Below are 20,842 nucleotides of genomic sequence, written 5' to 3' on the forward strand. Positions count from 1 at the left end.
CTTCGGCGCCGTTCGGTGGCATCCCGCCGGCGGGGCAGCGACCCGAGGGGTCAGCCCTCGTCGCCGACGATCCCCGCAAGGCTGGCGCGCAATTCCGCGATCTCGCTTTCGACCGGACCGCCGGGCTGTTCGGCGCGTTCGGACCACTCGCTGAACCGCGCCAGAAGCGGCAGGAAGGTCTGGATCTCCTGCATCGTCCAGTCCCGGAAGAACGACCCCAGAACCAGAAGCTTGTAGGTCCGTACCGCTTCGACGATGCGGCCGCCGGCCTCGGTCAGCTCGAGCACCGCGCGTCGCGCGTCCTGCTGGCTGACCGCGCGCTGCACGAGGCCGCGGCGGATGAGGTCGGTGCTGACGCGGCTGGCGCGCGACGGATCGATGCTGAGCCGCTGCGCCACGGTGCCGACGGTGGTTTCGCAACTCGTGTCCTCGTCGCCGAACTCGTTGGCCGGGGCACGCACCGCCATCAGGACGTCGAGCTGGGCCAGGTCGATGGGCAGATCGAGGTCGTGCAGGGCCTTGTGACCGAAATCGCGCTTCATCACGCGCCGCCGCCAGCGCTGCAGCACCGCGTCCACGTCGAGCGCGGCCTGCGACACATCGCGTCCGATCCCCGCCCGCTCGAGGCCGTCCTTCAGTATCTCGTCTCGTCGGCTCAATGATGCCTCGCGCAATTTGATGCTATTGACAGATATATGTCTCCAGCACAGTTATAAGACCCAGACCATTCTGACCCAAGGGGCGTGACGGCGCCAGTTTGCAAACCCCGGTTCGCAGACCCGTGCGCCCGCCCCGGGCCCGCACAGTTTTCGTGGAGATACTCGAATGAGCGCCATAGACCAAGGCACGACCGACATGCCGCCCGCTGCTAGCGCCGAACCGGTGCCGATCCGGCTCGTCCTGGGCGCGGTTGCGGCGACGTTGCTGTTTGCCTCGCTCGGCCAGACCATCGTGTCGACCGCGCTGCCGGTGATGGTCGCCGAGCTTGGCGGCATGGACAAGATCACCTGGGTGATGACGGCCTACCTGCTGGCCTCGACCATCGGCGCGCCGGTGGCAGGCAAGCTGGGCGATCTCTACGGCCGCAAGCCGGTGCTGCAATGGGGCATCGGCGTGTTCATCCTCGGCGCGGTGATTTGCGGCACGGCGACCAGCATGGGCATGGTGATCGCCGGCCGCATCATCCAAGGCGCCGGCGGCGGCGGGCTGATCGTGACCTGCATGGCGCTGGTGGGCGACCTGCTGCCGGCGCGCGAGCGCGGCAAGGCGCAGGCGGTGCTGGGCGCGGCCTTCGGCATTTCGACGGTCGTCGGGCCGCTGCTCGGCGGCTTTCTGGTGCAGAACCTCAGCTGGCACTGGATCTTCTTCGTCAACTTCCCCGTCGGCGCGCTGGCCTTCATCGTACTGGGCATCGCCCTGCCCCGCCGCAGCGACCGCTCGCGCAAGTCGGTGGACTATGCCGGCGGCGCGCTCCTGGCGACACTGCTCGCCTCGCTGGTGCTGATCTCGAACACCGGCGGCACCGTCTTCGCATGGTCGAGCCCGCAGGTCCTCGCGCTGGGGGTCATCGCGCTTAGCGCGCTGACGCTGTTCATCCGGGTCGAGCGCCGCGCCGCCGAGCCGATCCTGCCAATGAGCCTGTTTGCCAACAACACCTTCGTGGTGATGAACGCGGTCGGCATCCTCGTGGGGATGGCGATGTTCGGCACCATCACCTTCCTGCCGTTCTTCCTGCAGGTGGTGAAGGGCGTCTCGCCGACCTCCTCGGGGCTGTTCCTGGTGCCGATGATGGGCGGGCTGCTCTCGGCCTCGATCCTGTCTGGCCGCTACATGGCGCGCACCGGGCGTTACAAGTTCCTGCCGGTGGCCTCGACCGCGCTGCTGGCGCTGTCGCTGCTGTCGATGACCACGCTGTCGGTCGGAAGCCCGCTGTGGCTCATCGCCCTGTCGATGGTCGGCATCGGGCTCGGCCTCGGGCCGGTCTTCGCCATCGGCGTGGCGGCGATCCAGAACGCGATCCCGATGTCGATGCTGGGCGTGGGCACCGCCAGTGCCAACATGTTCCGCCTGATCGGCGGCGCGGTGGGCACCGCGGCCTTCGGCGCGCTGTTCAGCACCCAGCTGGCCCGCTCGCTCGACGGCAAGCTGCCGGGCGTGGCCGAGGGCGGCGTGCGCGACATCGGCGCGGACATGGTGAAGGCGCTGCCGCACGACGCCCAGATGCTGGTGATGGAGAGCATTTCACAGGCCCTGCACCCGGTGTTCTGGATCGCCGCCGGCGCGGCCCTGCTGGCCTGCCTCGCCTCGCTGTTGCTGCGAGAGCTGCCACTCTCGAGCTGAGGGCTTAGACGACCAAGAGTTGCTCCCTGGCGCCCGTCAGCCTTGGCCCTCCGGGTCCGGCTGGCGGGCGTTTTATTTAGAACATCCGTTCGGACGCCCTGCGCGGAATCAAGGCCGCAGGCCGCCTATCACACATCGCGTTTCGCGATGTGTTGCCGGCAGGCGTTTGCAAGCAAACGCCGAGAGGCGCGCCATCGCCCTGCTGTAAGCATGCCTCTGGCATGACCTGCCCCGGACCGGCGACTTGGTGATACCAGCGCCGAGCTAAACGGTCCCTCGGATCTGGTTGGGATAAGTCGAGGGAGTCCGCGATCTGATCGCCAACCCGCGGCCCGACGCTGCGCAGCGGGCACCAGTCTCATAGGCAATAATGCGGTACGCTAGCGCGGCGACCGCGTGCACCTCACCGCTTCTTCATCGCATCCGCCAGCGCCGCGCCCAGCGCACCCTGACCGCCGCCCGCGGGCTTGCCCCGCGGCGCGCTGCTCGCGCCTCCGCCACGCCGCCCCTTGGGCGCGCCCTGCCCGCCCGGCTTGCCGCCGCGCTCGGGCTTGCCGCCGCCGTCCTTGCGCATCGACAGGCCAATGCGTTTGCGCGGCACGTCGACCTCGGTCACCCGCACGCGCACCACGTCGCCGGCCTTCACCACCTCGTGCGGGTCCTTCACGAAACGATCAGCGAGCTGGCTCACATGCACCAGACCATCCTGATGCACGCCGATATCGACGAAGGCCCCGAAGGCCGCCACGTTGGTCACCGTGCCCTCGAGAGACATGCCGGGCTTGAGGTCGGTGATCTGCTCGACGCCATCGGTGAAGCTCGCGGTCTTGAAGCTCGGACGCGGATCGCGCCCCGGCTTCTCGAGCTCCGACAGGATGTCCTGCACCGTCGGCAGGCCGAAGCTCGCATCGACGAACTGCTCGGCCCGCACCCCGCGCAGCGCCTCGGGGTGGCCCATGATCTGGCGGATGTCGCGACCGCAGGCCTTCACGATGCGCCGCGCCACGTCATAGGCCTCGGGGTGGACGGAGGAGGCATCGAGCGGCTCGTCGCCCTCGCGGATGCGCAGGAAGCCGGCGCTTTGCTCGAAGGCCTTGGGCCCGACGCCGGTCACCTTCTTCAGCGCCTTGCGCGAGGCGAAGGCGCCATGCGTGTCGCGATGCGCCACGATGTTCTGCGCCAGCGACGGGCCGAGCCCCGCCACATGCGCCAGAAGCGGCGCCGAGGCGGTGTTGAGATCGACGCCGACGGCGTTCACCGCGTCCTCGACCACCGCCTCGAGCGCCTTCGCGAGCTGGCGCTGGTCGACATCGTGCTGGTACTGGCCGACGCCGATGCTCTCCGGGGTGATCTTCACCAGTTCCGCCAGCGGGTCCTGCAGGCGGCGCGCGATCGACACCGCGCCGCGCAGGCTGACGTCGAGATCGGGGAACTCCTTCGCCGCCAGCTCGGAGGCCGAGTAGACCGAGGCGCCGGCTTCGGAGACCACCACCTTGGTGGGCTTCGACCCCTCGAGCAGCTTGAGCGTGTCGCCGACCAGCCGCTCGGTCTCGCGGCTGGCGGTGCCGTTGCCGATGGCGATGAGCGCGACCCCGTGGCGCTTTACCAGACGGGCAATCTCGGCCTGCGCGCCGCGAAGGTCGTTCTTGGGCTGGAAGGGGTAGAGCGTCGCGGTCTCGAGCAGCTTGCCGGTGGCATCGACCACCGCCGCCTTGACCCCGGTGCGGATGCCGGGATCGAGCCCCAGCGTCGCCTTGGCCCCGGCAGGCGCGGCCAGCAGCAGATCCTTGAGATTGCGCGAGAACACCCGGATGGCCTCGTCATGGGCGCGTCGGCGCAGGTCGGTCATCAGGTCGACATACATGGTCAGGCTGAGCTTCACCCGCCACGTCCAGCCCGCCGCCTCGCGCAGCCACGTGTCTCCGGGCGCATCGCCGGGAATGCCGATGGCGCGCGCGATGATGCCCACGGCGCGGGTCGGCCCGGTCTCGGGCTCGGGCGCGATATTGACCGTCAGGATTTCTTCCTTCGAGGCGCGCAGGATCGCCAGCGCCCGGTGCGCGGGGATGTCGGCCCATTTCTCGGAATGGTCGTAATAGTCCGAGAACTTGGCCCCGGCCTGCTCCTTGCCCGGCTGCACCGTGGCCGAGATCACGGCCTCGTCCTTCATGAAGCTGCGCAGCCGGCCCAGCAGGTCGGCATTCTCGCTCAGCTCCTCGGCGAGGATGTCGCGCGCGCCCTCAAGCGCCTTCTTGGCGCTCTCGACAGCTTCGCCGACATAACCTTCCGCCAACGCCTGCGGATCGGCGGAGCGGTCCTCGAGGATGGTGCGCAGCAGCGGCTCGAGCCCGTTCTCGCGGGCGATCATCGCCTTGGTGCGGCGCTTGGGCTTGTAGGGAAGATAGATGTCCTCGAGCGTGGCCTTGGTCTCGGCCTGCGCGATCGAGCGGGCCAGCGCGTCGGTCAGCTTGCCCTGCCCCTTGATCGACTCGAGGATCGAGGACCGGCGGGCCTCCATCTCGCGCAGATAGACCAGCCGGTCGCCCAGCGTGCGCAGCTGGGTGTCGTCGAGCCCGCCGGTGGCCTCCTTGCGATAGCGCGCCACGAAGGGCACCGTGGCGCCCCCGTCGAGCAGCTCGACCGCTGCGCTGACCTGCTTGGGGCTGGCGGCGATCTCGGTGGCGATGGTGCGGGCGATGCGCTCGGCGGTCTGGTCCAAGGGGGCCTCCTGTCACTCGGGAGGATCGTCATACCGCGCGGCCCCGCCAGCGCCAAGGGCGCGCACGCCGGCTGGCGGGTTTCTTGCCGAGCGCGGCGGAAGGCCGCTTTTCGCATATCCGGGCGCGTGGCGACCGCCTGCGCCGGGCGCTCCCGATTGCCAAGACATGCCCCACATTGAACACGAGCCACCGCGTCGGCCTTGCCTCCACGACGCCGATGATCGCTGCAGAATGCGCACCTCGGCGCGCTCCTCACGGCGGTCGGCGCAATCCCGCCCGGAGGGCGCCTGCGATCCTCACGGTTTGCTGAGAATGCTGGCCCCGGCCCGCCGCCGCCATATGTAGAACTCAACCGACGGCACTCACCGCCGGTGCAAATACACTCAGCACACTGTCAGGATATCATGTCCGCCTTCGTTCCGCCCACCGTCACCCCGCCTGCCAAGCCGCTTGGCATGTTGGCCAGCGTGCGCGAAGCGCGGCGCAACGTGCTGAGCATCATTCCCGGCATAGCCTACACCCAGCCCATCGTCACCGGCACCACCGGCCCGTCGCGCTGGCACATGGTGCAGGGCCCCGAGGGGATGAAGCGGATCTACCTCGACAACGTCGGCAACTACCCGAAATCCGAGGTCATGCTGCGGATGCTGCGCCCCGCGGTTGGCAATTCGCTCTTCACCTCCGAGGGCGCGCAGTGGCGCTGGCAGCGCCGCGCCATCGCGCCGGTCTTTGCCGCCCGCAATGTCGATGCGCTGGCCCCGGTGATGACCGAGACCGCCGCCCGCGCCGCCGCCCGCCTGCGCGCCAGCGGCGGGCAGGCCGAGATGGTCAAGGAGATGCTCTCGGCCACCTTCGACGTGATCTGCGACGTCGCCCTTTCGGGGCGCGATCATTTCGACGCCGATCTTTATGGCGAAGCGATCACCAGGTATTTCGTGACCGTCGGTCGCACCTCGCTGCTCGACTTCCTCGAGGTGCCGATCTGGGTGCCCCGCCCCGGCGAGATCCTCGGGCGCGGCGCGGTCAAGACCATGCATCGCATGGTCTCGGCGGCCATCAAGGAGCGAAGAAAGCAGGGCGCGGGTCCGCTCGACGACCTGCTCGACCACATGCTGCGCGCCAAGGACCCCGAGACCGGGCGCACCATGTCGCCGCAGGATCTGCTGCACAACATGCAGTTCTTCATCGTCGCGGGCCACGAGACCACGGCCCTGGCGCTGTCCTGGGCGCTCTATTTGCTGGCCAACGACCCCGCCGCGCAGGCGCGCGCCCGCGACGAGGCGCGCGGCGTGCTGGGCGGGCGCGCCGCCGAGGCCGATGACCTCGCGGCCATGCCCTATATCGAGCAGGTGCTCGACGAGTCGATGCGGCTCTACCCGCCTGTTGGGATGCTGGCCCGCAACGTGCTCGACGATGACGAGATCTACGACCGCGACATCCACCCCGGCGAGACGGTCTTCGTCAACACTTACGCCCTGCACCGGCACGAGGATCTCTGGGAGCGTCCGCACGTCTTCGACCCAGATCATTTCTCGCCCGCCGCCCGCGAGGGGCGTGACCGCTATGCCTACCTGCCCTTCGGCGCCGGCCCTAGGGTCTGCGTCGGCGCCAACTTCGCGATGATGCAGGCGCAGATCATCCTGGCCACCTTGCTGGCACAGTTCCGCTTTGCCCCCGCCGGGGCGGTGCCGGAGCCCATCATGCACATCACCGTGCGCCCCGACCCGGGGGTGACGCTCGAGGTGCACCCGATCTGACGCGTCAGGCCGGGCCATGAGACGGACAGCCCCTTGGTCCCTCCGCGCGCTGAACTCGCAGAGCGATAGCGTCGTGACAGGGAACCCACGCCCCCCGTTTGCGTTTGCTTTCCAGTTAAATTGCAAAAAGCCAATCGTCCGGGGCCGACGCCCAGTTGGCGCAATTTGAGACGTATCGATTTGCGAAACGACCGCGTGACCGGGTCGTTTTCGGACTTATCCGCTGCATGGATAAGGGTGCAGCCAGGAGGGTCAGAAAATGCCCATGAACCGCGAGACATACCACCACGGACAGTTGCGCGAAGCGCTGATCACCGCCGCCGACGAGCTTCTGCACGAACGCGGCATCGAGGGGTTCTCACTGCGCAAGGCCGCCGCGCGCGCGGGTGTCTCGCCGGGTGCGCCGGCGCATCACTTCAAATCGGTGAACGGCCTGCTGACCGCCGTGGCGGTTCTGAGCCTCGATGAACTGGCAGAACGGATGCGCGCGGTCTCGACGGATCTGTCCCTCGCGGAACAGCTTCGTGAGCTGGCGTCGGTCTATGTGCGCTACTCGATGGAGTACCCGGGCCGCCTTCAGATCATCTATCGACGCGCCATCGTCGACCGGACCGATCCCGATTTCAACCGCGCCTCCGCAGAGGCGTTCGGGCAGTTCTTCGCGAGCGCGGCGCGCTATCACGGCGAGCCTGTCCCCGACCGTGAAACCGGGGCGGAGACGCATCCGCAACTGCTGCTCGATTACGCCACCCTGCAGGGCATGGCGCTGACCGCCGTAGAGGGCAACTGGTGCTTCACAGTCTCGCGCGACGATCCGCAGGGCGATTTCCTCGGTCGCGTCCTGCCCATGCTGGTCGAGGCCCGCTGGCCGGAGCAACCGGCGGCCTGAGCCGCGGCCCTTTCCCTCCGGCGCCATCTGGTTCACCCTGCCCCGGCAGGAGGAGATTTGATGGCCCAGCTTCCCGACCGCCCCGCCTATTCCTGGAGAGACGACCCGACCGTTCCGGCGTTCGACGACGACCGGCCGGTCGCGGTGATGGATGGCAACTGCGCCCTGTGCTCACGGGGTGCGCGCGTGATCGCCCGGCTCGACCGGGCCGAGGCCTTCCGCATTTGCCCGGTGCAGTCTCCGCTCGGCACCGCCCTGGTGCGGCACTTCGGTCAGGACCCCGACGATCCGCAGACGTGGCTGTTTCTTGACCGGGGCCAGGCGTGGTCCGGAATGGACGCGATCATCCGCATCGGCGAACGGCTTGGCGGCTTCGGACGCGCCGCAAGCGCGCTCCGTGTGCTGCCGGGGCCTCTGCGCGACTGGCTCTACCGGCGCATCGCCCTCAACCGCTATCGCTTCGGTCGCAGCGACATGTGTTCCCTGCCGGACGAGGCGCTGCAGCGCCGGTTGATCGACTGAACAATCGATTCCATTGCGCGGTCCCGTCCCGGTCACGTCAGGGCCCGCCAGCCTCTTGAGCCGGCGGAACTAACGCTATAGTGAGGCGTTATTGTAGGAATCAATCTATACGTGTCCGATTTTACACCGCGGCGGCGAAAAAATGATGCGCCTGCGACCTCTGTGCACTAATATCCTGTCCGGGAGGATGTCATGCCATACACGAATAGAGAGGGTTTGCGGCCCATCTACGCGCAGGCTGTGCGCGAAACCGACCTTCTGAGCGAGATCGAAGAGCTGGAGGGCGAGTTGCGCGCCTTCATCGCCGTCGCCCTGCAACACGGGATGCGCGAGTATTGCGAAACCCGCCACCCCGACCTGACGCGGGAGATCGAGGCCGGCATTCAGCGCTCGCGCCAGCGGGCCGAGATGAAATACGCCAAGATCCTCGCGCAGATCCTGCGCGTGCCGGGACTCAGTGCGACCCGCGGCGAGACCGAGGAGCGCACATATTATCGCACCGCCGTGGACAACGTCGCCTATATCGAGCACGCGCTGCAGAAGAAGCGCTTCATCCTGAACGGCATCTGGGTGGCACCGGCCTATCGCGGCAAGGGCATCGCCCACCGCATCCTGCGCCGTCTGGTCGAGGCCGCCGACGAAACCGATTTCGGCATCGCGCTGGATCACGAGCCCTTTGGCGAGGAAGGGCTGAGCCGCGACGATCTGGTGGCGTTCTACGGTCGCCACGGGTTCCAGATCCATTCCGGCAAGGCGGACGGCATGTTCCGCTTCCCGCGCACCCCGCTCGACCTCTACGCCCGGCCGCGCATGGTCTGAGGCTCATGGTCTGCTGCTGCGACGGGACCCGCGCCACTGGCGCGGGTCCTTTGCGTTCGGAGGGCAGACCCGACTAAGAGGTCCCCCCTCATGCAGCCCAGTCCAGCGCCACGACGAAGGCGTCCCATCGCGCGACCGACCGGACACGCAGAAACGCGAATACGCCCCCGCAGTTTCCTGCAGGGGCGCTTCAAATCACGGGCCAAAGGCCACGCTCGGCTCAGTGCTGCGGGCGCTCCGCCCAGCCGGCAAAGATCTTCTCCAGCATGACCACCGCGTAGTAGAGGATGATCCCCAACACCGCGAGCGCGATCAGCACCGCGAACATCAGCGGGTAGTTCGAGTTGGTCTGCCCCGACAGGAACAGCGCCCCCAGCCCCCGCCCGTGCGGCGAGATGATCTCGACGAGGTTGGTGCCGATGAAGGCCAGCGTCACCGAGACCTTCAGCGCGCCGAAGAACTCCGGCAGCGTTTTGGGCAGGGCGATCTTGCGGAAGATGGTCAGCCGGCTCGCTCCGAGCGAACGCAGGATGTCGCGGTATTCCGGCTCCAGCGTCGACAGGCCGATGCCCACCGACACTGCGATCGGGAAGAACGAGATCAGGAACGCCATCAGCACGGTGTTGAAGTTGTGCTGCCCGATGAAGAGCAGCGCCAGCACCGGCACCAGCGTCGCCTTGGGGATGGCGTTGAACCCCACCAGCAGCGGGTAGAGCGCATCGCGCGAGATGCGCGAGAAGCCCATGACCATCCCCAGCAACGTGCCGAAGATCACCGCCAGCGCCAGCCCTGCCACGGTGCGCCAGAGGGTCTGCCAGCTGCCGTCGACGAACAGCGACCAGAACCGGATATAGGCGTCGGGCAGGTCCGAGGGCGAGGCCATGACGTAATTCGGCCAGCCATTGACCCAGACGAGGAACTCCCACAGCAGCAGGAAGATGACGATGGCGCCGACCGGAACGGCGACTTTCTGGAAATTTCGCATCACTGCTCCGCCGGTTCTGGCTGTCGCCACTGGGCGATCTGGATCTGTTCGCGCAGCGTGGCCAGCATCTGCGCACATTCGGGTGTGTAGAGCCCCTCGAGCTTGCGCAGCCCCTCGCCCGGGTAGTGCACATCGAGCACGTATTGCGTCGTCGCCGGGCGGCCCGAGAGTACGATCACCTGATCGCCAAGATAGACGCTCTCGCGCAGGTCGTGGGTGATCAGGACGGCGGTGAAGGGCTCCTTGGCGCGCAGCTCGTGCATGGTCTGCCAGAGGTCCTCGCGGGTGAAGGCATCGAGCGCGCCGAAGGGTTCGTCCATGATCAGCACGTCGGGTTTGTGCACGATGGCCCGGCACAGCGAGGCGCGCTGGCGCATCCCGCCCGACAGCTCCGACGGGCGCTTGTTCTCGAAGCCAGTCAGCCCCACCAGCTCGAGCAGCTCCATGGCGCGCGCGACGCGCTGCGCCTTGGGCATCCCCGCCGCCACGATCTCGAGCGGCAGCATGACGTTCTGCAGGATGGTGCGCCATTCCAGCATAACGGGGTTCTGGAACGCCATGCCAACGGTCTTGCGCGGCGACTTGACCAGCTTGCCATGCAGCCAGACCTCGCCCTGATCGGGCTTCATCAGCCCGGCCACGAGGCGGGTCAGTGTCGACTTGCCACAGCCCGAGGGGCCGACCACGGCGGCGAACTCGCCCTCGGGGACCGAGAGGTTGAGACTGTCCAGCACCGGCAGCGGGCCGTTCGGTGTCTGGTAGGCGTGGGTCACGCCCCTGATATCGATGAGATTGGTCATGGTCTTCCGGGCGCCGGCGACACTTCCACCGGCGCCCGATATCCTCATTTCAGCATACGCGCATCGGCGGCGGGCAGATAGCTGTCGTCGAAATACAGCGCCGCGTCGGGTTCGGAGGTGAACGCGTAGACCGACTTGGTCTGCTCGATGGCCGCCGCCATGCGGTCGGCATCGACGCCGCCCATGCCGTTCTCGGCGACGTAGTCGGTCAGCACGTTGTCGTCGATCGCCATCTGTAGCCGCTCGGTCTCGAGCTCGGCATCTGCGGCGGGGTTGCGCACGAGCAGGGCCTCGATCGCGGCATCGGGATCTGCGATGGCCGCCTTCCAGCCACCGGCGATGGCGCCGAGGAAGGCCGTCACGGCCTCGGGGTTCTCGGTCGCGAAATCGGTGTTCACGATCACCGCGTTGCCGTAAAGCTCGACGCCGTTGTCGGCCATCAGGATGACGCTCAGGTCATCCTCGGCCACGCCGAGACGCTTGAGGTTGAGCGTGGAGGAGAACGAGAAGCCGGTCACCGCGTCGACCTCTTCCTGCGCCAGCATCGGCTCGCGCGTCGGGAAGCCGACCGGCTCGACGGTGATCGCGTCCATGTCGAGGTCGTTCTCGGCGGCAAAGATCGGGAATTGCGCCCATGCGCCGTCGGGGGGCGGCGCGCCCAGCACCTTGCCCTCGAGATCCTTGGGCGTCTCGATGCCGAGCGACTTGCGCCCGACGACCGCGAAAGGCGGCTTGTCGTAGACCATCATCACTGCAGTGACCGGCGCACCGGGGTTCTGGTCGATGAAGCGCATCAGGCTGTTGATGTCGGCAAAGCCCACCGGGTAGGCGCCGGTGGCGACCTTCGGAATGGCGTCGAGCGAGCCTTTGCCCTCGGAGATCTCGACGCTCAGGCCGGCATCGGTGAACAGGCCGCTGTCGACGGCAAGGAAATAGGGCGCCGCCGGCCCCTCGAATTTCCAGTCCAGCGCGAACGGCATGTCGGTTTCGGCGCTCACGGCACCGGTTGCGCCGATCACGGCCATGGAGGCGGCGAAGGCGGACGAGATGTAACGATTGAACAAGGCGTGCTCCCCTAAAGTCCTGACTGGCGCGTTCTATGGCCCCAGCGGGCTGAAGATTGACAGATCTTGCTCGCGACGGGCAGTCGGGCCCGCGCAGGGCCGTCGTGACTTGCCCGAAAAATGACAGGTTTGCGCAGAAATTCATCGTCCGGGAGTCGCCCTGTGGACAAGTCCCGGCGCGACCGCTCTCGTCCCCGCGACGCGGCAACCGCGATGTCCGCCTGCTAGGGACGGTGTGCCCCGCGCTGGTCGCCTGCCGCGTCGGTCCGATCCCCCGGCCCCGCGTTTCAGCCCTCCAGGACAAGGTCGGCCGCCACGCTCTGTCCGGCCACCAGCCGCGCGTTGGGCAGGTCGTTTTTGGCAATCTTGACCTGTGCCTGCTCAGGATCGAGCGCGCTCCAGCGCGCTGCAAGGCGCGTTTCGAGCACCTCTGGCGGGACATCGACAAAGACCGTCAGGTCGAAACGCGGTCGCAGCCGCGCCCAGTCGGGATCGTCAAGCAGCAGGTAGTTGCCCTCGACGAGGATCAGCCGCACCCCGGGGTCGATGATCCGGGCCGCGGCGCGCGAGATCTCGAGCGTCCGGTCGAAGACCGGCACCGCCACCGGCCGGTCCCGCGCGGCCAGCCGGTCGAGCATCGCCGCCAGACCGTCCACGTCGAAGGTGTGGGGCGCGCCCTTGCGGGCCAGCGTGCCCCGCGCCCGCAGCACCGCGTCGTCGTAATGGAACCCGTCCATCGGCAGGATCTCGACACGGCCGGGATGGGCGTGGCCAATCCTGTCGCGCAGGGTCTCCGCCAGCGTGCTCTTGCCCGAGGCCGGCGCCCCGGCGATGGCCACGAAGACACGCGCCTCCGCGCCGGCCAGAGCGGACAGCCGCTCGACAAGACTTGCGACATCGGTGTTTTCGTTCATGGCCCGGCCCTCCCCTGCGCACTCTGCCTGCGCGACAATGCCCGCCCTCGCGCGCGCCGTCTACACTGGCCCTGTCGAGGCCACGCCGACCACGCCCATGAACAGACCCGCCGCCCGGACGAACCGGCCGGCCGGCCTCCGGCGGGAGTATTTTTGACGAAGAGAAGCCAGGGGCGCGGAGCCCTCGTCTTCTTTGGTTCAAAAATACCTCGGGGGTGAATTGGCCGCAGGCCAAGAGGGGGCAGAGCCCCCTCCTTCTTTTCGTAGAGGCGCACCTCTGGTGCGACAGGGGGCAGCGCCGAAGACCCTAGCCCGGCCCTGCGCGGGGGATGCGGGCGACAGGGTCGTCGAGGCCGGCGAGGCCGACCGTGGCCGGTCGACGCGCGAGACCCGGACGAAATCCGTCACCGCAGGACGGCGGCAGGACTTTCGGGCGCGAAACAGCCAAGCCTCAGAGCTGCCGAATTCGTGGTCCCTCTCAGCCGCACAGCGCGGCGCGGGCGGCGCGGTATTCGCGCTCCAACCGGGCGATCACCTCGCCCGCCGGTTCGAGCCTTTGCGACTGGCCCACCGCCTGGCCGGCGCTCCAGACCTGCGACCACGCCTTGGGGCGGTCGGGGTCGCTCCTGTCGCCCATGCGGCGGGGCCGGGCAAGCCGCGCCTCCTCGAGGTCGACCCCCGCCGCCGCGATGCTGGGCGCGAGGTAGTTGGCGTGGGTGCCCGAGAACATCGGCGTGTAGAGGATCTCGTCCGAGCCAGCCTCGAGGATCATCTGCTTGTGGGCCTCGGGCGCGATGGCCTCCTCGGTGGCGATGAAGACGGTGCCGGCATAAGCGAATTGGCACCCCAGCGCCTGCGCGGCAAGGATCGAGCGGCCATTGGCGATCGCCCCGGAGAGCGCCAGCGGCCCCTCCCAGAAGGCGCGCACCTCCTCGACCAGCGCGAAGGGGCTGAGGGTGCCGGCGTGCCCCCCGGCCCCGGCGCAGACAAGGATCAGCCCGTCGACCCCGGCCCGCGCCGCGCGGCGGGCGTGGCGCGCCTTGACCACGTCGTGAAACACCAGCCCGCCATAGCCGTGCACCGCCTCGACCACCTTGTCGGGCGCCGAGAGCGAGGTGATGACAAGCGGCACCTCGTGGCGCACGAGCGTGGCGAGGTCCTCCTCGAGCCGGGTGTTGTAGTCGTTGACGATCAGGTTGACGCCATAGGGGGCGGTGGGCGTTCCGGTGTCGCGGCGGTAGGCGTCTAAACGGGTCTCGATCTCGGTCAGCCAGTCATCGAGCTGTGCGGCGGGGCGGGCGTTGAGCGCCGGGAAGGTGCCGATCACCCCGGCGCAGCATTGCGCCACCACCAGATCGACCCCCGAGGCGAGAAACATCGGCGCGCCGATCAGCGGCAGAGTAAGCCCGGTGCCGAGCGCGTCGATGGGGGAATGCTGTGTCATCGTCTTCTCCGTTCCAGTGACGCGCGGCCCAATCGGAGGCCGCCCGCGTCGGCTACAGTCCAGCCTTGCCGCGATGATGCACCCGCCTTGCGCGGGCGACCACCGGCGACTGCCCGAGCGCCGCCTCGTCGGCAGCGCTGAGCCTGCCCGTCTCGGCCGCGACCACGTTGCGCGCCCAGTCGAGATCCGGCTGCTCGGCCCGGAAGCCTTCGCGCGCCGGGGCGATCTGGCGCGGGTGGATCAGGCATTTTCCGCCAAAACCCAACTCGCTGGCGTGCATCGCCTCGTCGCGGATCAGCGCCGCCTCGACCACCGAGACCGTGACCCCGTCCAGCGGCGCCGGGCGCCCGGCCAGCCGGGCGGCCTGCACCATGCGGCTGCGCAGCGGCAGCAGCGCCGTGCGGGTGTGCGCGCAGCCCAGGTCCTCGCAGAGGTCGAGCGAGCCGAACGCGATCCGGTCGGCGGCGCAGGCGATCTCCTCGACCCGGGCGAGGCCCAGGACCGTCTCGATCAGGGCGATGATCCTCTGCCCCTCTCCCAGCGCCTCGCGCAGCGCGGCGAGCTGCGCCACGCTCTCGACCTTGGGCAGCACAACGCCCTCGAAACCGGCCCCGCGGGCGAAGGCCACGTCGTCGCGATACCACGGCGTGCCAGGCGCGTTGAGGCGCAGGTAGATCGGCACCGGAGGCTCGGCCGGAAGCGCGCTTTGCGGGATGCGTCGCACCAGCGCCTTGCTCTCCGGCGGCACGGAATCCTCGAAATCGATCACCACCGCATCGGCGCCCGCTTTGCACGCGCCGGCAAAGAGATCTGGCCGGTCGGCCGAGACGAAGAGCGGCAGGAACGGGCCGCTCGCGGGCGCAGCCTCGACCCGCGCGCTCAGGAGCGGCTCTGGCGCCTTGCGCGCACGCGGACCGGCAGGCGCGCCCCGGGCCGTCACGTCAGAATGCGCGCCTCGGTCACGGCCTGCACCGCGTCGAGGCTGTTGCCGGGGGTCAGCTCGACGAGCCGGAAGCCCTCCGGGGTGACATCGAGCACCGCGAGGTCGGTATAGACCCGGCTCACCACGCCGAGGCCGGTGAGCGGATAGGTGCACTGCTTCAAAAGCTTGGGGCTGCCGTCGCGGTTCACGTGGCGCATCATCACGAAGATCTTCGGCACGCCCACCACGAGATCCATCGCGCCGCCCACCGCCGGGGGATAGGTTTCGTCCAGCGTGGCCCAGTTGGCCAGATCGCCGTTCTCGGCCACCTGGTAGGCCCCCAGCACCGCGATGTCGATATGGCCGCCCCGCATCATCGCGAAGCTGTCGCAATGCTCGAAATAGGCCGCGCCGGGCGCCGCGGTGACATAGCGCTTGCTGGCGTCGATCAGTTCGGGGTCCTCGCAGCCCGGCGCGGGCGACGGCCCGACGCCGAGGATGCCGTTCTCGGAGTGGTAGATCACCTCGCGCCCCTCGGGCACGTAGCCCGAGACATGGGTGGGCTTGCCGATCCCGAGGTTCACATAGGAGCCGTCGGGGATGTCCTGCGCCACGCGGGCCGCCAGTTGCGCGTCGTCGAGAGCGGTCAGTGTCACTGCGGTCATGGTCTCATCCCGTATTGAACCACGCTCTGCACGAAGATCCCCGGCGTGACCACGGTCTCCGGATCGAGCGGGAGGTCCGAGAGTTCGCGAACCTCGACGATCGCGTGGGTCGCGGCCATTGCCATGACCGGATTGAAATTACGGGCGGTGGCGTGGAAGCCGAGATTGCCCCACCTGTCGCCGCGATCGGCGCGGATCAGCGCGAAATCCGCCGGCAGCGGGGCTTCCAGCACGTAGCCGCGCCCGTCGATCACCCTGGTCTCCTTGCCCTCGGCCAGCCGCGTGCCGTAGCCGGTGGGCGTCAGGAACCCGCCCAGCCCGGCCCCTGCGGCGCGGATGCGCTCGGCCAGCGTGCCCTGCGGCACCACCTCGAGCGCGACCTCTCCGGCCTCGAAGCGCCGCTCGAACCAAATCGAGCCCGGCGTGCGTGGATAGGAGCAGATCACCCGGGCGACGCACCCCGCCTTGAGCAGCTTGGCGATGCCGGTTTCGCCGGCGCCGGCATTGTTGGAAATCACCGTGAGCCCGGTGGCACCCTGCTCGAGCAGGGCGTCGATCAACCCGAACGGGATGCCCGAGGAGCCGAAGCCCCCGATCATTACCGACGCACCGTCCCTGACCGGCGCCACCGCCTGCGCCAGATCTTCGGCACTCTTGTCCATGCGGTCCTCCCTCAGGCCTTCACGGCGGCGCGGCGTCGGCCAAGGCCGAGGTTTACCACGATCACGCCCACCAACACCGCCGCCCCGACCAGGCTCGTGGTCAGCTCGGGGAACAACACGAGGATGCCCCCGGAGGCAAAGGCGATGCGGCTTAGGATGCCGATGCGGCCGACCTTGTAGATCCAGCTCTCGAAGGCCGATGTGATCGCCCAGATCGCCAGCACCGTGAGGCCAACGCGCTCGATGATCTGCAGCCAGCTGCCTTCCATGATCAGCGCCGGATCGTAGACGAAGATGAAGGGCAGCACGAAGAGCGGCATCCCGAGGCGCATGGCGTGGAAGCCCGTCTTCATCGGCTTTGAACCCGCCACGTTGGCGGCGGTGATCGCCGCCAGCGCCACCGGCGGCGTGATGTAGGAGAGCATGCCCCAGTAGAGGATGAACAGGTGGCTGGCGATCGGATTGAGCCCGGCCTGCACCAGCGCCGGCGCCAGCAGGATCGACAGGAAGATGTAGCAGGCCGTCACCGTCATCCCCATGCCGAGCACGAAGCTCGTCACCGCGCCTGCGATCAGCATCAGCGCGGTGTTGCCACCGGCATAGAGCAGCAGTTCGCGCGAGAAGGCTCCGGCGACGCCGGTATAGGACAGGCCGCCCACCACCAGCCCGATGCCTGCCAGCACCGCGACGAGGTTCGCGATATTGCACGAGATGTCGAGCAGCAGCGCCTTGGCGCGGGCCAGTGTCAGGCGGGTATCCTTGCGGAACGCGGTAGCAACCAGCATCACGACCGAGGCGTAATAGGGCGAGCGCGCCTCCATGCGCAGCCCCATCAGGACGAAGATCAGCACCGCGAGGCTCAGCAGGTAGGGCCAGCCTTGCTTGAGCACCGGCCAGATCGGCGGCGTCTCGCTGCGCGGCAGGCCGTTGAGCCCGCGCCGCGCGGCGTACATGTCGACCTGGAACAGCAGCGCAACGTAGAACAGGATCGCCGGGATCACCGCCGCGATGACGATGGACGAGTACTGCACGCCGAGAAACGAGGCCATGACGAAGGCCACGGTGCCCATCACCGGCGGCATCAGCGTGGCACCGGTGGAGGCGCAGGCCTCGACGGCGGCGGCGTAATGCGCCGGATAGCCCACCCGGCGCATGGTCGGGATCGAGAACGGCCCCGAGGTCAGGATGTTCGAGATCACGCTCCCCGAGAGCGAACCTAGGATGCCCGAGCCCATCACCGCTACCTTGGCAGGCCCGCCCCGGCTGTGGCCGAGCAGCGCCGAGGCCAGCTCCATGAAGAAGTCGCTGCCCTTGGTGGCGACCAGAACCGAGCCGAAGATCACGAAGCCGATGACCAGCTCGGCCACCACCTGCATCGGGATGCCGATGATCGATTCAACGCCCAGCACATGCGCCCGGACGGTGCCGATCAGCGAATACTCGGTGCCCCAGAGAAAGCCCGGCATCGCGTCCGCATAGAGCGGATACGTCCCGAACAGCAGCGCCGTGAACAGCAGGATCGGCCCGCCCGCCCGGCGCACGCCTTCGAGCACCAGCACGATCAGCACCGAGGCGGCGATGTCGGCGCCCAGCGGCGCGTCGTATTCCCAGCCCTTCTGGATGATGTCGAGCCCGTGAAAACCCAGCCATCCGGCGCTGCCCATCGCGGCGATGGCGAGCACGATGTTGAGCCACCAGAACCGCTGCGGGTTCATCGTCGTTGCGGGCAGCGTCAGGAAGGCCAGCGCAAGGAAGATGCCGATCAGGTAGTAGAGATACGCGTTTCCGAGCGGCTGGAACCCGAAGAGGCCAAGAAGAAACTGCTGGTTGATCGCCATGATGACGCCGAGGGTGCCCAGCACCATCACGATCACGCGAAGGGCCGTCTGGAGGGCGGAGTCGGGCCCTGCCGGGGCAGGCCCGCCCTCCGGCACCGCGGCCGAGGTGGTTTGGTCGGAATCCATGATCTCGTCCTGATCTGGCAAGAAGGGTCCCCCGGCGGATGGACCGCCGGGGGCACGATCAGCGGTCGGTGGCTCAGTTCAGGCCGGCGACGACCTCGGCACGGCGCGCCATCCAGGCCTCGGCGAACTCCTCTCCCGACAGGCCCTCGTTCTCGGACTTGAAGCTGTCCCAGGCCTCGAGGAGCGCGTCCATGCGCTCGGTGCGCCTCTCGTTCCAGGCATCGTCCTCGGCGGTCCAGATGCCCTTCTCCTTCAGGTAGCGCACGGCGCCTTCGTGGAACGGCACGTCGATCGCGGGCCGGCCCGACTTGTCCAGCGACCAGCGCGCCATGGTGGCGGTGCCGTCCTTGTAGAGATCGTAGGTCTCGTCCAGCGCCTTGATGAACGCATACACATCGTCGGCGGATTTCTCGGCCGTGGTGGTGATCACCGGGTAGCGGTAGGCGGCCATCTTGGCGATCTCGCCCTCTTCGAGCCCGGCGGCCACGTCCTCGTCGGACGGCCCCATGATCGGCAGCACCTTGAGCAGGCCCTCCCAGCCCTCCGCATTGTCGGCCTCGAGCGGCGCGTAGTGGATGCCGCGCGGGCTTTCCGCCAGTTCGTAGAGCTGGCTGGTGGTCGGCGTGGTGCAGGTGGCGTCGGATTCGTTGCGGGTCATCGACGACATCGCCGAGGCATAGGTCGGGAAGGTCACCACTTCGACATCGTCGAGGGTCAGCCCGCCGAACGCGAGGATCGCCTCGCATTTCACGTTCACCGACGGGTTGCCGGCGACGAAGGCGATGCGCTTGCCGCGGGCGTCGGCCACGGTCTCGATGCCGGCATCCCCGGCGGCGATCAGGGTGATGCCCGCCGGACGGCCTGCCACGGCACGCAGCTCGCGCGGGCCCCATTCGGGGGTCGCGAAGTCGAACGCCCCTTCCGCCATGAAAAACGCCTCGGTGGCGAGGAAGGCATAATCGGCGCGGCCCTGAAGCAGCGGCTGCAACCGGCCGATGCCGCTGCCAGAAGGCTGAATGCGGACACGGGTGCCGAACTCCTTGCCGAAGGCGTCGGCAATGGCCGAGGCCTCGGCATAGCCCGCCGAACCCACGTCGTAGGACGTCCATACCATGGTGCCCGGCAGCTCCTGCGCCGAAGTGGCCGCGGCGCACAGCGCCATCAGGCCGCCTGCGGCAGCCCCGAGTTTGTATCTGGTCTTCATGTGATCCTCCCTGAATGGCGAGCGACTTTCCGGCGGCCCATCCTCCATCGGCCTTGCGCGGGCAACGATCGCGATTCCTCAGCGATCGGCCGGACAGTTCTCTCCCTGAGAGGAACTGTGTCCGACTGGCATGTATGATTCAAATGCATTATTGACATAACAGGGATACAGGTGAGGCATGAATGGATTTCCGCCAGCTCCGCAACTTCATCCAGGTCGTCGAGCTCAGCAGCATCACCGCCGCGGCTGAGCGTCTGAACATCGCCCAGCCGGCTCTGAGCCGGCAGGTCAAGGCGCTTGAAGAGGAACTCAGCGTGTCGCTCCTGCGCCGTCACGGGCGCGGTGTGATGCCCACCGAAGAGGGCATCCGGCTGGCCCGCCGGGCCAAGGCGATCCTCGAGGACGTGGAGGATCTGGCGGGCGACATCTCGGGTCAGAGCGCCCCCCTCTCCGGCACTGTGACCCTGGGGTTGCCGCCCACGGTTTCCGAGATTCTGGCCACCCACCTGATCGAGCGGACGATGCAGGACTACCCGGATGTGAAGCTGCGGATCAGCTCGGGATTCAGCGGCCACGTGCAGGACTGGCTGCTGCGTGGAAAGATCGATCTGGGGGTCGCCTACGAGGGCCAGAAGTCGCCCTCGATCAAGGCGCAACCCATTATCATGGAACAGCTTTTCCTGATACAATCGGCGAACACGCAGGGCGCTCGCGACGGCGTGCCGATCCAGGCCCGCGACGCTCTTGAACAGCCTCTCATCCTGCCCAACCCCGAGCACGGGCTGCGCGGCCGGATCGAGGCCATCGCGCACGAGGACCGCATCGATCTGAACGTCGTGCTCGAGATCGACATTCTGCCCACCATGCTCGCCTTCGTCGAGCGCGGGCTCGGCGCCACGATCCTGCCGCTGGTCAGCGTGATCCATCAGGTCCGCGAGGGCCGGCTGATCGCCCGGCCCATCGTGCGGCGCACGATAGACCGGACGCTGGTTCTGATGACGCCGCTGAACCGGCCCGGCTCGCGGCTCACCAGCAGCTTCGCGGATTTCCTCACCTCTGAGGTGCACGCGATGGTTGCCTCGGGGCAATGGCCCGGGACGACGCTTTGAGTACGAATGAAATGCTTTCGCAGCATCTGATAGGCCCCAGACATACTCAAACCCTAAGGCGG

Annotated in this window: 18 protein-coding genes; 6 read left to right on the plus strand and 12 right to left on the minus strand. The window is 68.0% G+C overall.

Going from position 1 to position 20,842, the window contains the following annotated elements; all coding sequences use genetic code 11:
- Window positions 1–50: 50 nt before the first annotated feature.
- Entirely contained in the window at window positions 51–659 is a 609-nt protein-coding gene (locus tag LCM15_RS07580) for a MarR family winged helix-turn-helix transcriptional regulator (RefSeq protein WP_224855033.1), read from the minus strand.
- Between the two features lie 166 nt (window positions 660–825).
- On the opposite strand from LCM15_RS07580, the gene LCM15_RS07585 reads away from it, so the two are divergent.
- A complete protein-coding gene (locus tag LCM15_RS07585) occupies window positions 826–2,340 on the plus strand; it encodes an MDR family MFS transporter (RefSeq protein ID WP_224855034.1) in 1,515 nt (504 codons plus the stop codon).
- 403 nt (window positions 2,341–2,743) lie between these two features.
- Here the strand turns inward: LCM15_RS07585 and LCM15_RS07590 are convergent, their stop codons facing one another.
- Window positions 2,744–5,059, minus strand: a complete 2,316-nt coding sequence (locus LCM15_RS07590; RefSeq protein WP_224855035.1) for a Tex family protein — start codon at window positions 5,057–5,059, stop codon at window positions 2,744–2,746.
- 405 nt (window positions 5,060–5,464) lie between these two features.
- On the opposite strand from LCM15_RS07590, the gene LCM15_RS07595 reads away from it, so the two are divergent.
- The 4 genes from LCM15_RS07595 (at window position 5,465) to LCM15_RS07610 (ending at window position 9,047) form a co-directional block, all read left to right on the plus strand.
- Window positions 5,465–6,817, plus strand: a complete 1,353-nt coding sequence (locus LCM15_RS07595) for a cytochrome P450 (protein ID WP_224855038.1) — start codon at window positions 5,465–5,467, stop codon at window positions 6,815–6,817.
- 265 nt (window positions 6,818–7,082) lie between these two features.
- Window positions 7,083–7,706, plus strand: coding sequence for a TetR/AcrR family transcriptional regulator (locus LCM15_RS07600; protein ID WP_224855040.1), 624 nt, complete (start codon window positions 7,083–7,085; stop codon window positions 7,704–7,706).
- 60 nt (window positions 7,707–7,766) lie between these two features.
- On the plus strand, window positions 7,767–8,228 hold the full coding sequence (locus tag LCM15_RS07605) for a thiol-disulfide oxidoreductase DCC family protein (protein WP_224855042.1): 462 nt from the start codon (window positions 7,767–7,769) through the stop codon (window positions 8,226–8,228).
- 192 nt (window positions 8,229–8,420) lie between these two features.
- Window positions 8,421–9,047, plus strand: a complete 627-nt coding sequence (locus LCM15_RS07610; protein WP_224855044.1) for a GNAT family N-acetyltransferase — start codon at window positions 8,421–8,423, stop codon at window positions 9,045–9,047.
- A 220-nt stretch (window positions 9,048–9,267) separates the two neighbouring features.
- On the opposite strand, the gene LCM15_RS07615 is transcribed toward LCM15_RS07610, so the two are convergent.
- The 10 genes from LCM15_RS07615 to LCM15_RS07660 all read right to left on the minus strand — a co-directional run bounded on the left by LCM15_RS07615 (window position 9,268) and on the right by LCM15_RS07660 (window position 19,671).
- On the minus strand, window positions 9,268–10,032 hold the full coding sequence (locus LCM15_RS07615; protein WP_224855046.1) for an ABC transporter permease: 765 nt from the start codon (window positions 10,030–10,032) through the stop codon (window positions 9,268–9,270).
- Window positions 10,032–10,832: an ABC transporter ATP-binding protein gene (locus tag LCM15_RS07620; RefSeq protein WP_224855048.1), complete on the minus strand. Its 801-nt coding sequence runs from the start codon at window positions 10,830–10,832 to the stop codon at window positions 10,032–10,034. The genes LCM15_RS07615 and LCM15_RS07620 overlap by 1 nt, the downstream gene beginning before the upstream one ends.
- Window positions 10,833–10,876: 44 nt before the next feature.
- The gene (locus LCM15_RS07625; RefSeq protein WP_224855710.1) at window positions 10,877–11,857 is read right to left on the minus strand and encodes an ABC transporter substrate-binding protein; all 981 of its coding nucleotides are present in this window, start codon (window positions 11,855–11,857) and stop codon (window positions 10,877–10,879) included.
- Window positions 11,858–12,183: 326 nt separating this feature from the next.
- Window positions 12,184–12,810: a nucleoside/nucleotide kinase family protein gene (locus LCM15_RS07630; protein ID WP_224855050.1), complete on the minus strand. Its 627-nt coding sequence runs from the start codon at window positions 12,808–12,810 to the stop codon at window positions 12,184–12,186.
- 478 nt (window positions 12,811–13,288) lie between these two features.
- Complete coding sequence (locus LCM15_RS07635) at window positions 13,289–14,254, minus strand: NAD(P)H-dependent flavin oxidoreductase (protein WP_224855051.1); 966 nt, start codon at window positions 14,252–14,254, stop codon at window positions 13,289–13,291.
- 52 nt (window positions 14,255–14,306) lie between these two features.
- A complete protein-coding gene (locus LCM15_RS07640; protein ID WP_224855053.1) occupies window positions 14,307–15,194 on the minus strand; it encodes an HpcH/HpaI aldolase/citrate lyase family protein in 888 nt (295 codons plus the stop codon).
- A complete protein-coding gene (locus LCM15_RS07645) occupies window positions 15,191–15,832 on the minus strand; it encodes a 3-oxoacid CoA-transferase subunit B (protein WP_412103284.1) in 642 nt (213 codons plus the stop codon). Before LCM15_RS07645 ends, LCM15_RS07640 begins: the two co-directional genes overlap by 4 nt.
- 5 nt (window positions 15,833–15,837) lie before the next feature.
- Window positions 15,838–16,503, minus strand: coding sequence for a 3-oxoacid CoA-transferase subunit A (locus LCM15_RS07650; RefSeq protein WP_224855057.1), 666 nt, complete (start codon window positions 16,501–16,503; stop codon window positions 15,838–15,840).
- Window positions 16,504–16,514: 11 nt separating this feature from the next.
- Window positions 16,515–18,467 carry a TRAP transporter permease gene (locus LCM15_RS07655; RefSeq protein ID WP_224855059.1) on the minus strand — a complete coding sequence of 651 codons (1,953 nt, stop codon included), beginning with the start codon at window positions 18,465–18,467 and terminating at the stop codon, window positions 16,515–16,517.
- 73 nt (window positions 18,468–18,540) lie between these two features.
- The gene (locus tag LCM15_RS07660; protein ID WP_224855061.1) at window positions 18,541–19,671 is read right to left on the minus strand and encodes a TAXI family TRAP transporter solute-binding subunit; all 1,131 of its coding nucleotides are present in this window, start codon (window positions 19,669–19,671) and stop codon (window positions 18,541–18,543) included.
- A gap of 182 nt (window positions 19,672–19,853) precedes the next feature.
- Between LCM15_RS07660 and LCM15_RS07665 the strand changes: the two genes are divergently transcribed.
- Window positions 19,854–20,780, plus strand: a complete 927-nt coding sequence (locus LCM15_RS07665) for a LysR family transcriptional regulator (RefSeq protein ID WP_224855062.1) — start codon at window positions 19,854–19,856, stop codon at window positions 20,778–20,780.
- The last annotated feature ends 62 nt before the right edge of the window (window positions 20,781–20,842 follow it).

Origin of the sequence: Salipiger bermudensis (genome assembly GCF_020171625.1) — a bacterium.
GTDB classification, from domain to species: Bacteria; Pseudomonadota; Alphaproteobacteria; order Rhodobacterales; family Rhodobacteraceae; genus Salipiger; species Salipiger bermudensis_B.

Coding starts and splice junctions, on each gene's coding strand:
- LCM15_RS07635 (WP_224855051.1), bottom strand. CDS start 14,254: ATGACACAGCATTCCCCCATCGACGCGCTCGGCACCGGGCTTACTCTG.
- LCM15_RS07615 (WP_224855046.1), bottom strand. CDS start 10,032: ATGCGAAATTTCCAGAAAGTCGCCGTTCCGGTCGGCGCCATCGTCATC.
- LCM15_RS07655 (WP_224855059.1), bottom strand. CDS start 18,467: ATGGATTCCGACCAAACCACCTCGGCCGCGGTGCCGGAGGGCGGGCCT.
- LCM15_RS07630 (WP_224855050.1), bottom strand. CDS start 12,810: ATGAACGAAAACACCGATGTCGCAAGTCTTGTCGAGCGGCTGTCCGCT.
- LCM15_RS07585 (WP_224855034.1), top strand. CDS start 826: ATGAGCGCCATAGACCAAGGCACGACCGACATGCCGCCCGCTGCTAGC.
- LCM15_RS07600 (WP_224855040.1), top strand. CDS start 7,083: ATGAACCGCGAGACATACCACCACGGACAGTTGCGCGAAGCGCTGATC.
- LCM15_RS07605 (WP_224855042.1), top strand. CDS start 7,767: ATGGCCCAGCTTCCCGACCGCCCCGCCTATTCCTGGAGAGACGACCCG.
- LCM15_RS07620 (WP_224855048.1), bottom strand. CDS start 10,832: ATGACCAATCTCATCGATATCAGGGGCGTGACCCACGCCTACCAGACA.
- LCM15_RS07660 (WP_224855061.1), bottom strand. CDS start 19,671: ATGAAGACCAGATACAAACTCGGGGCTGCCGCAGGCGGCCTGATGGCG.
- LCM15_RS07665 (WP_224855062.1), top strand. CDS start 19,854: ATGGATTTCCGCCAGCTCCGCAACTTCATCCAGGTCGTCGAGCTCAGC.
- LCM15_RS07625 (WP_224855710.1), bottom strand. CDS start 11,857: ATGGCCGTGATCGGCGCAACCGGTGCCGTGAGCGCCGAAACCGACATG.
- LCM15_RS07595 (WP_224855038.1), top strand. CDS start 5,465: ATGTCCGCCTTCGTTCCGCCCACCGTCACCCCGCCTGCCAAGCCGCTT.
- LCM15_RS07610 (WP_224855044.1), top strand. CDS start 8,421: ATGCCATACACGAATAGAGAGGGTTTGCGGCCCATCTACGCGCAGGCT.
- LCM15_RS07650 (WP_224855057.1), bottom strand. CDS start 16,503: ATGGACAAGAGTGCCGAAGATCTGGCGCAGGCGGTGGCGCCGGTCAGG.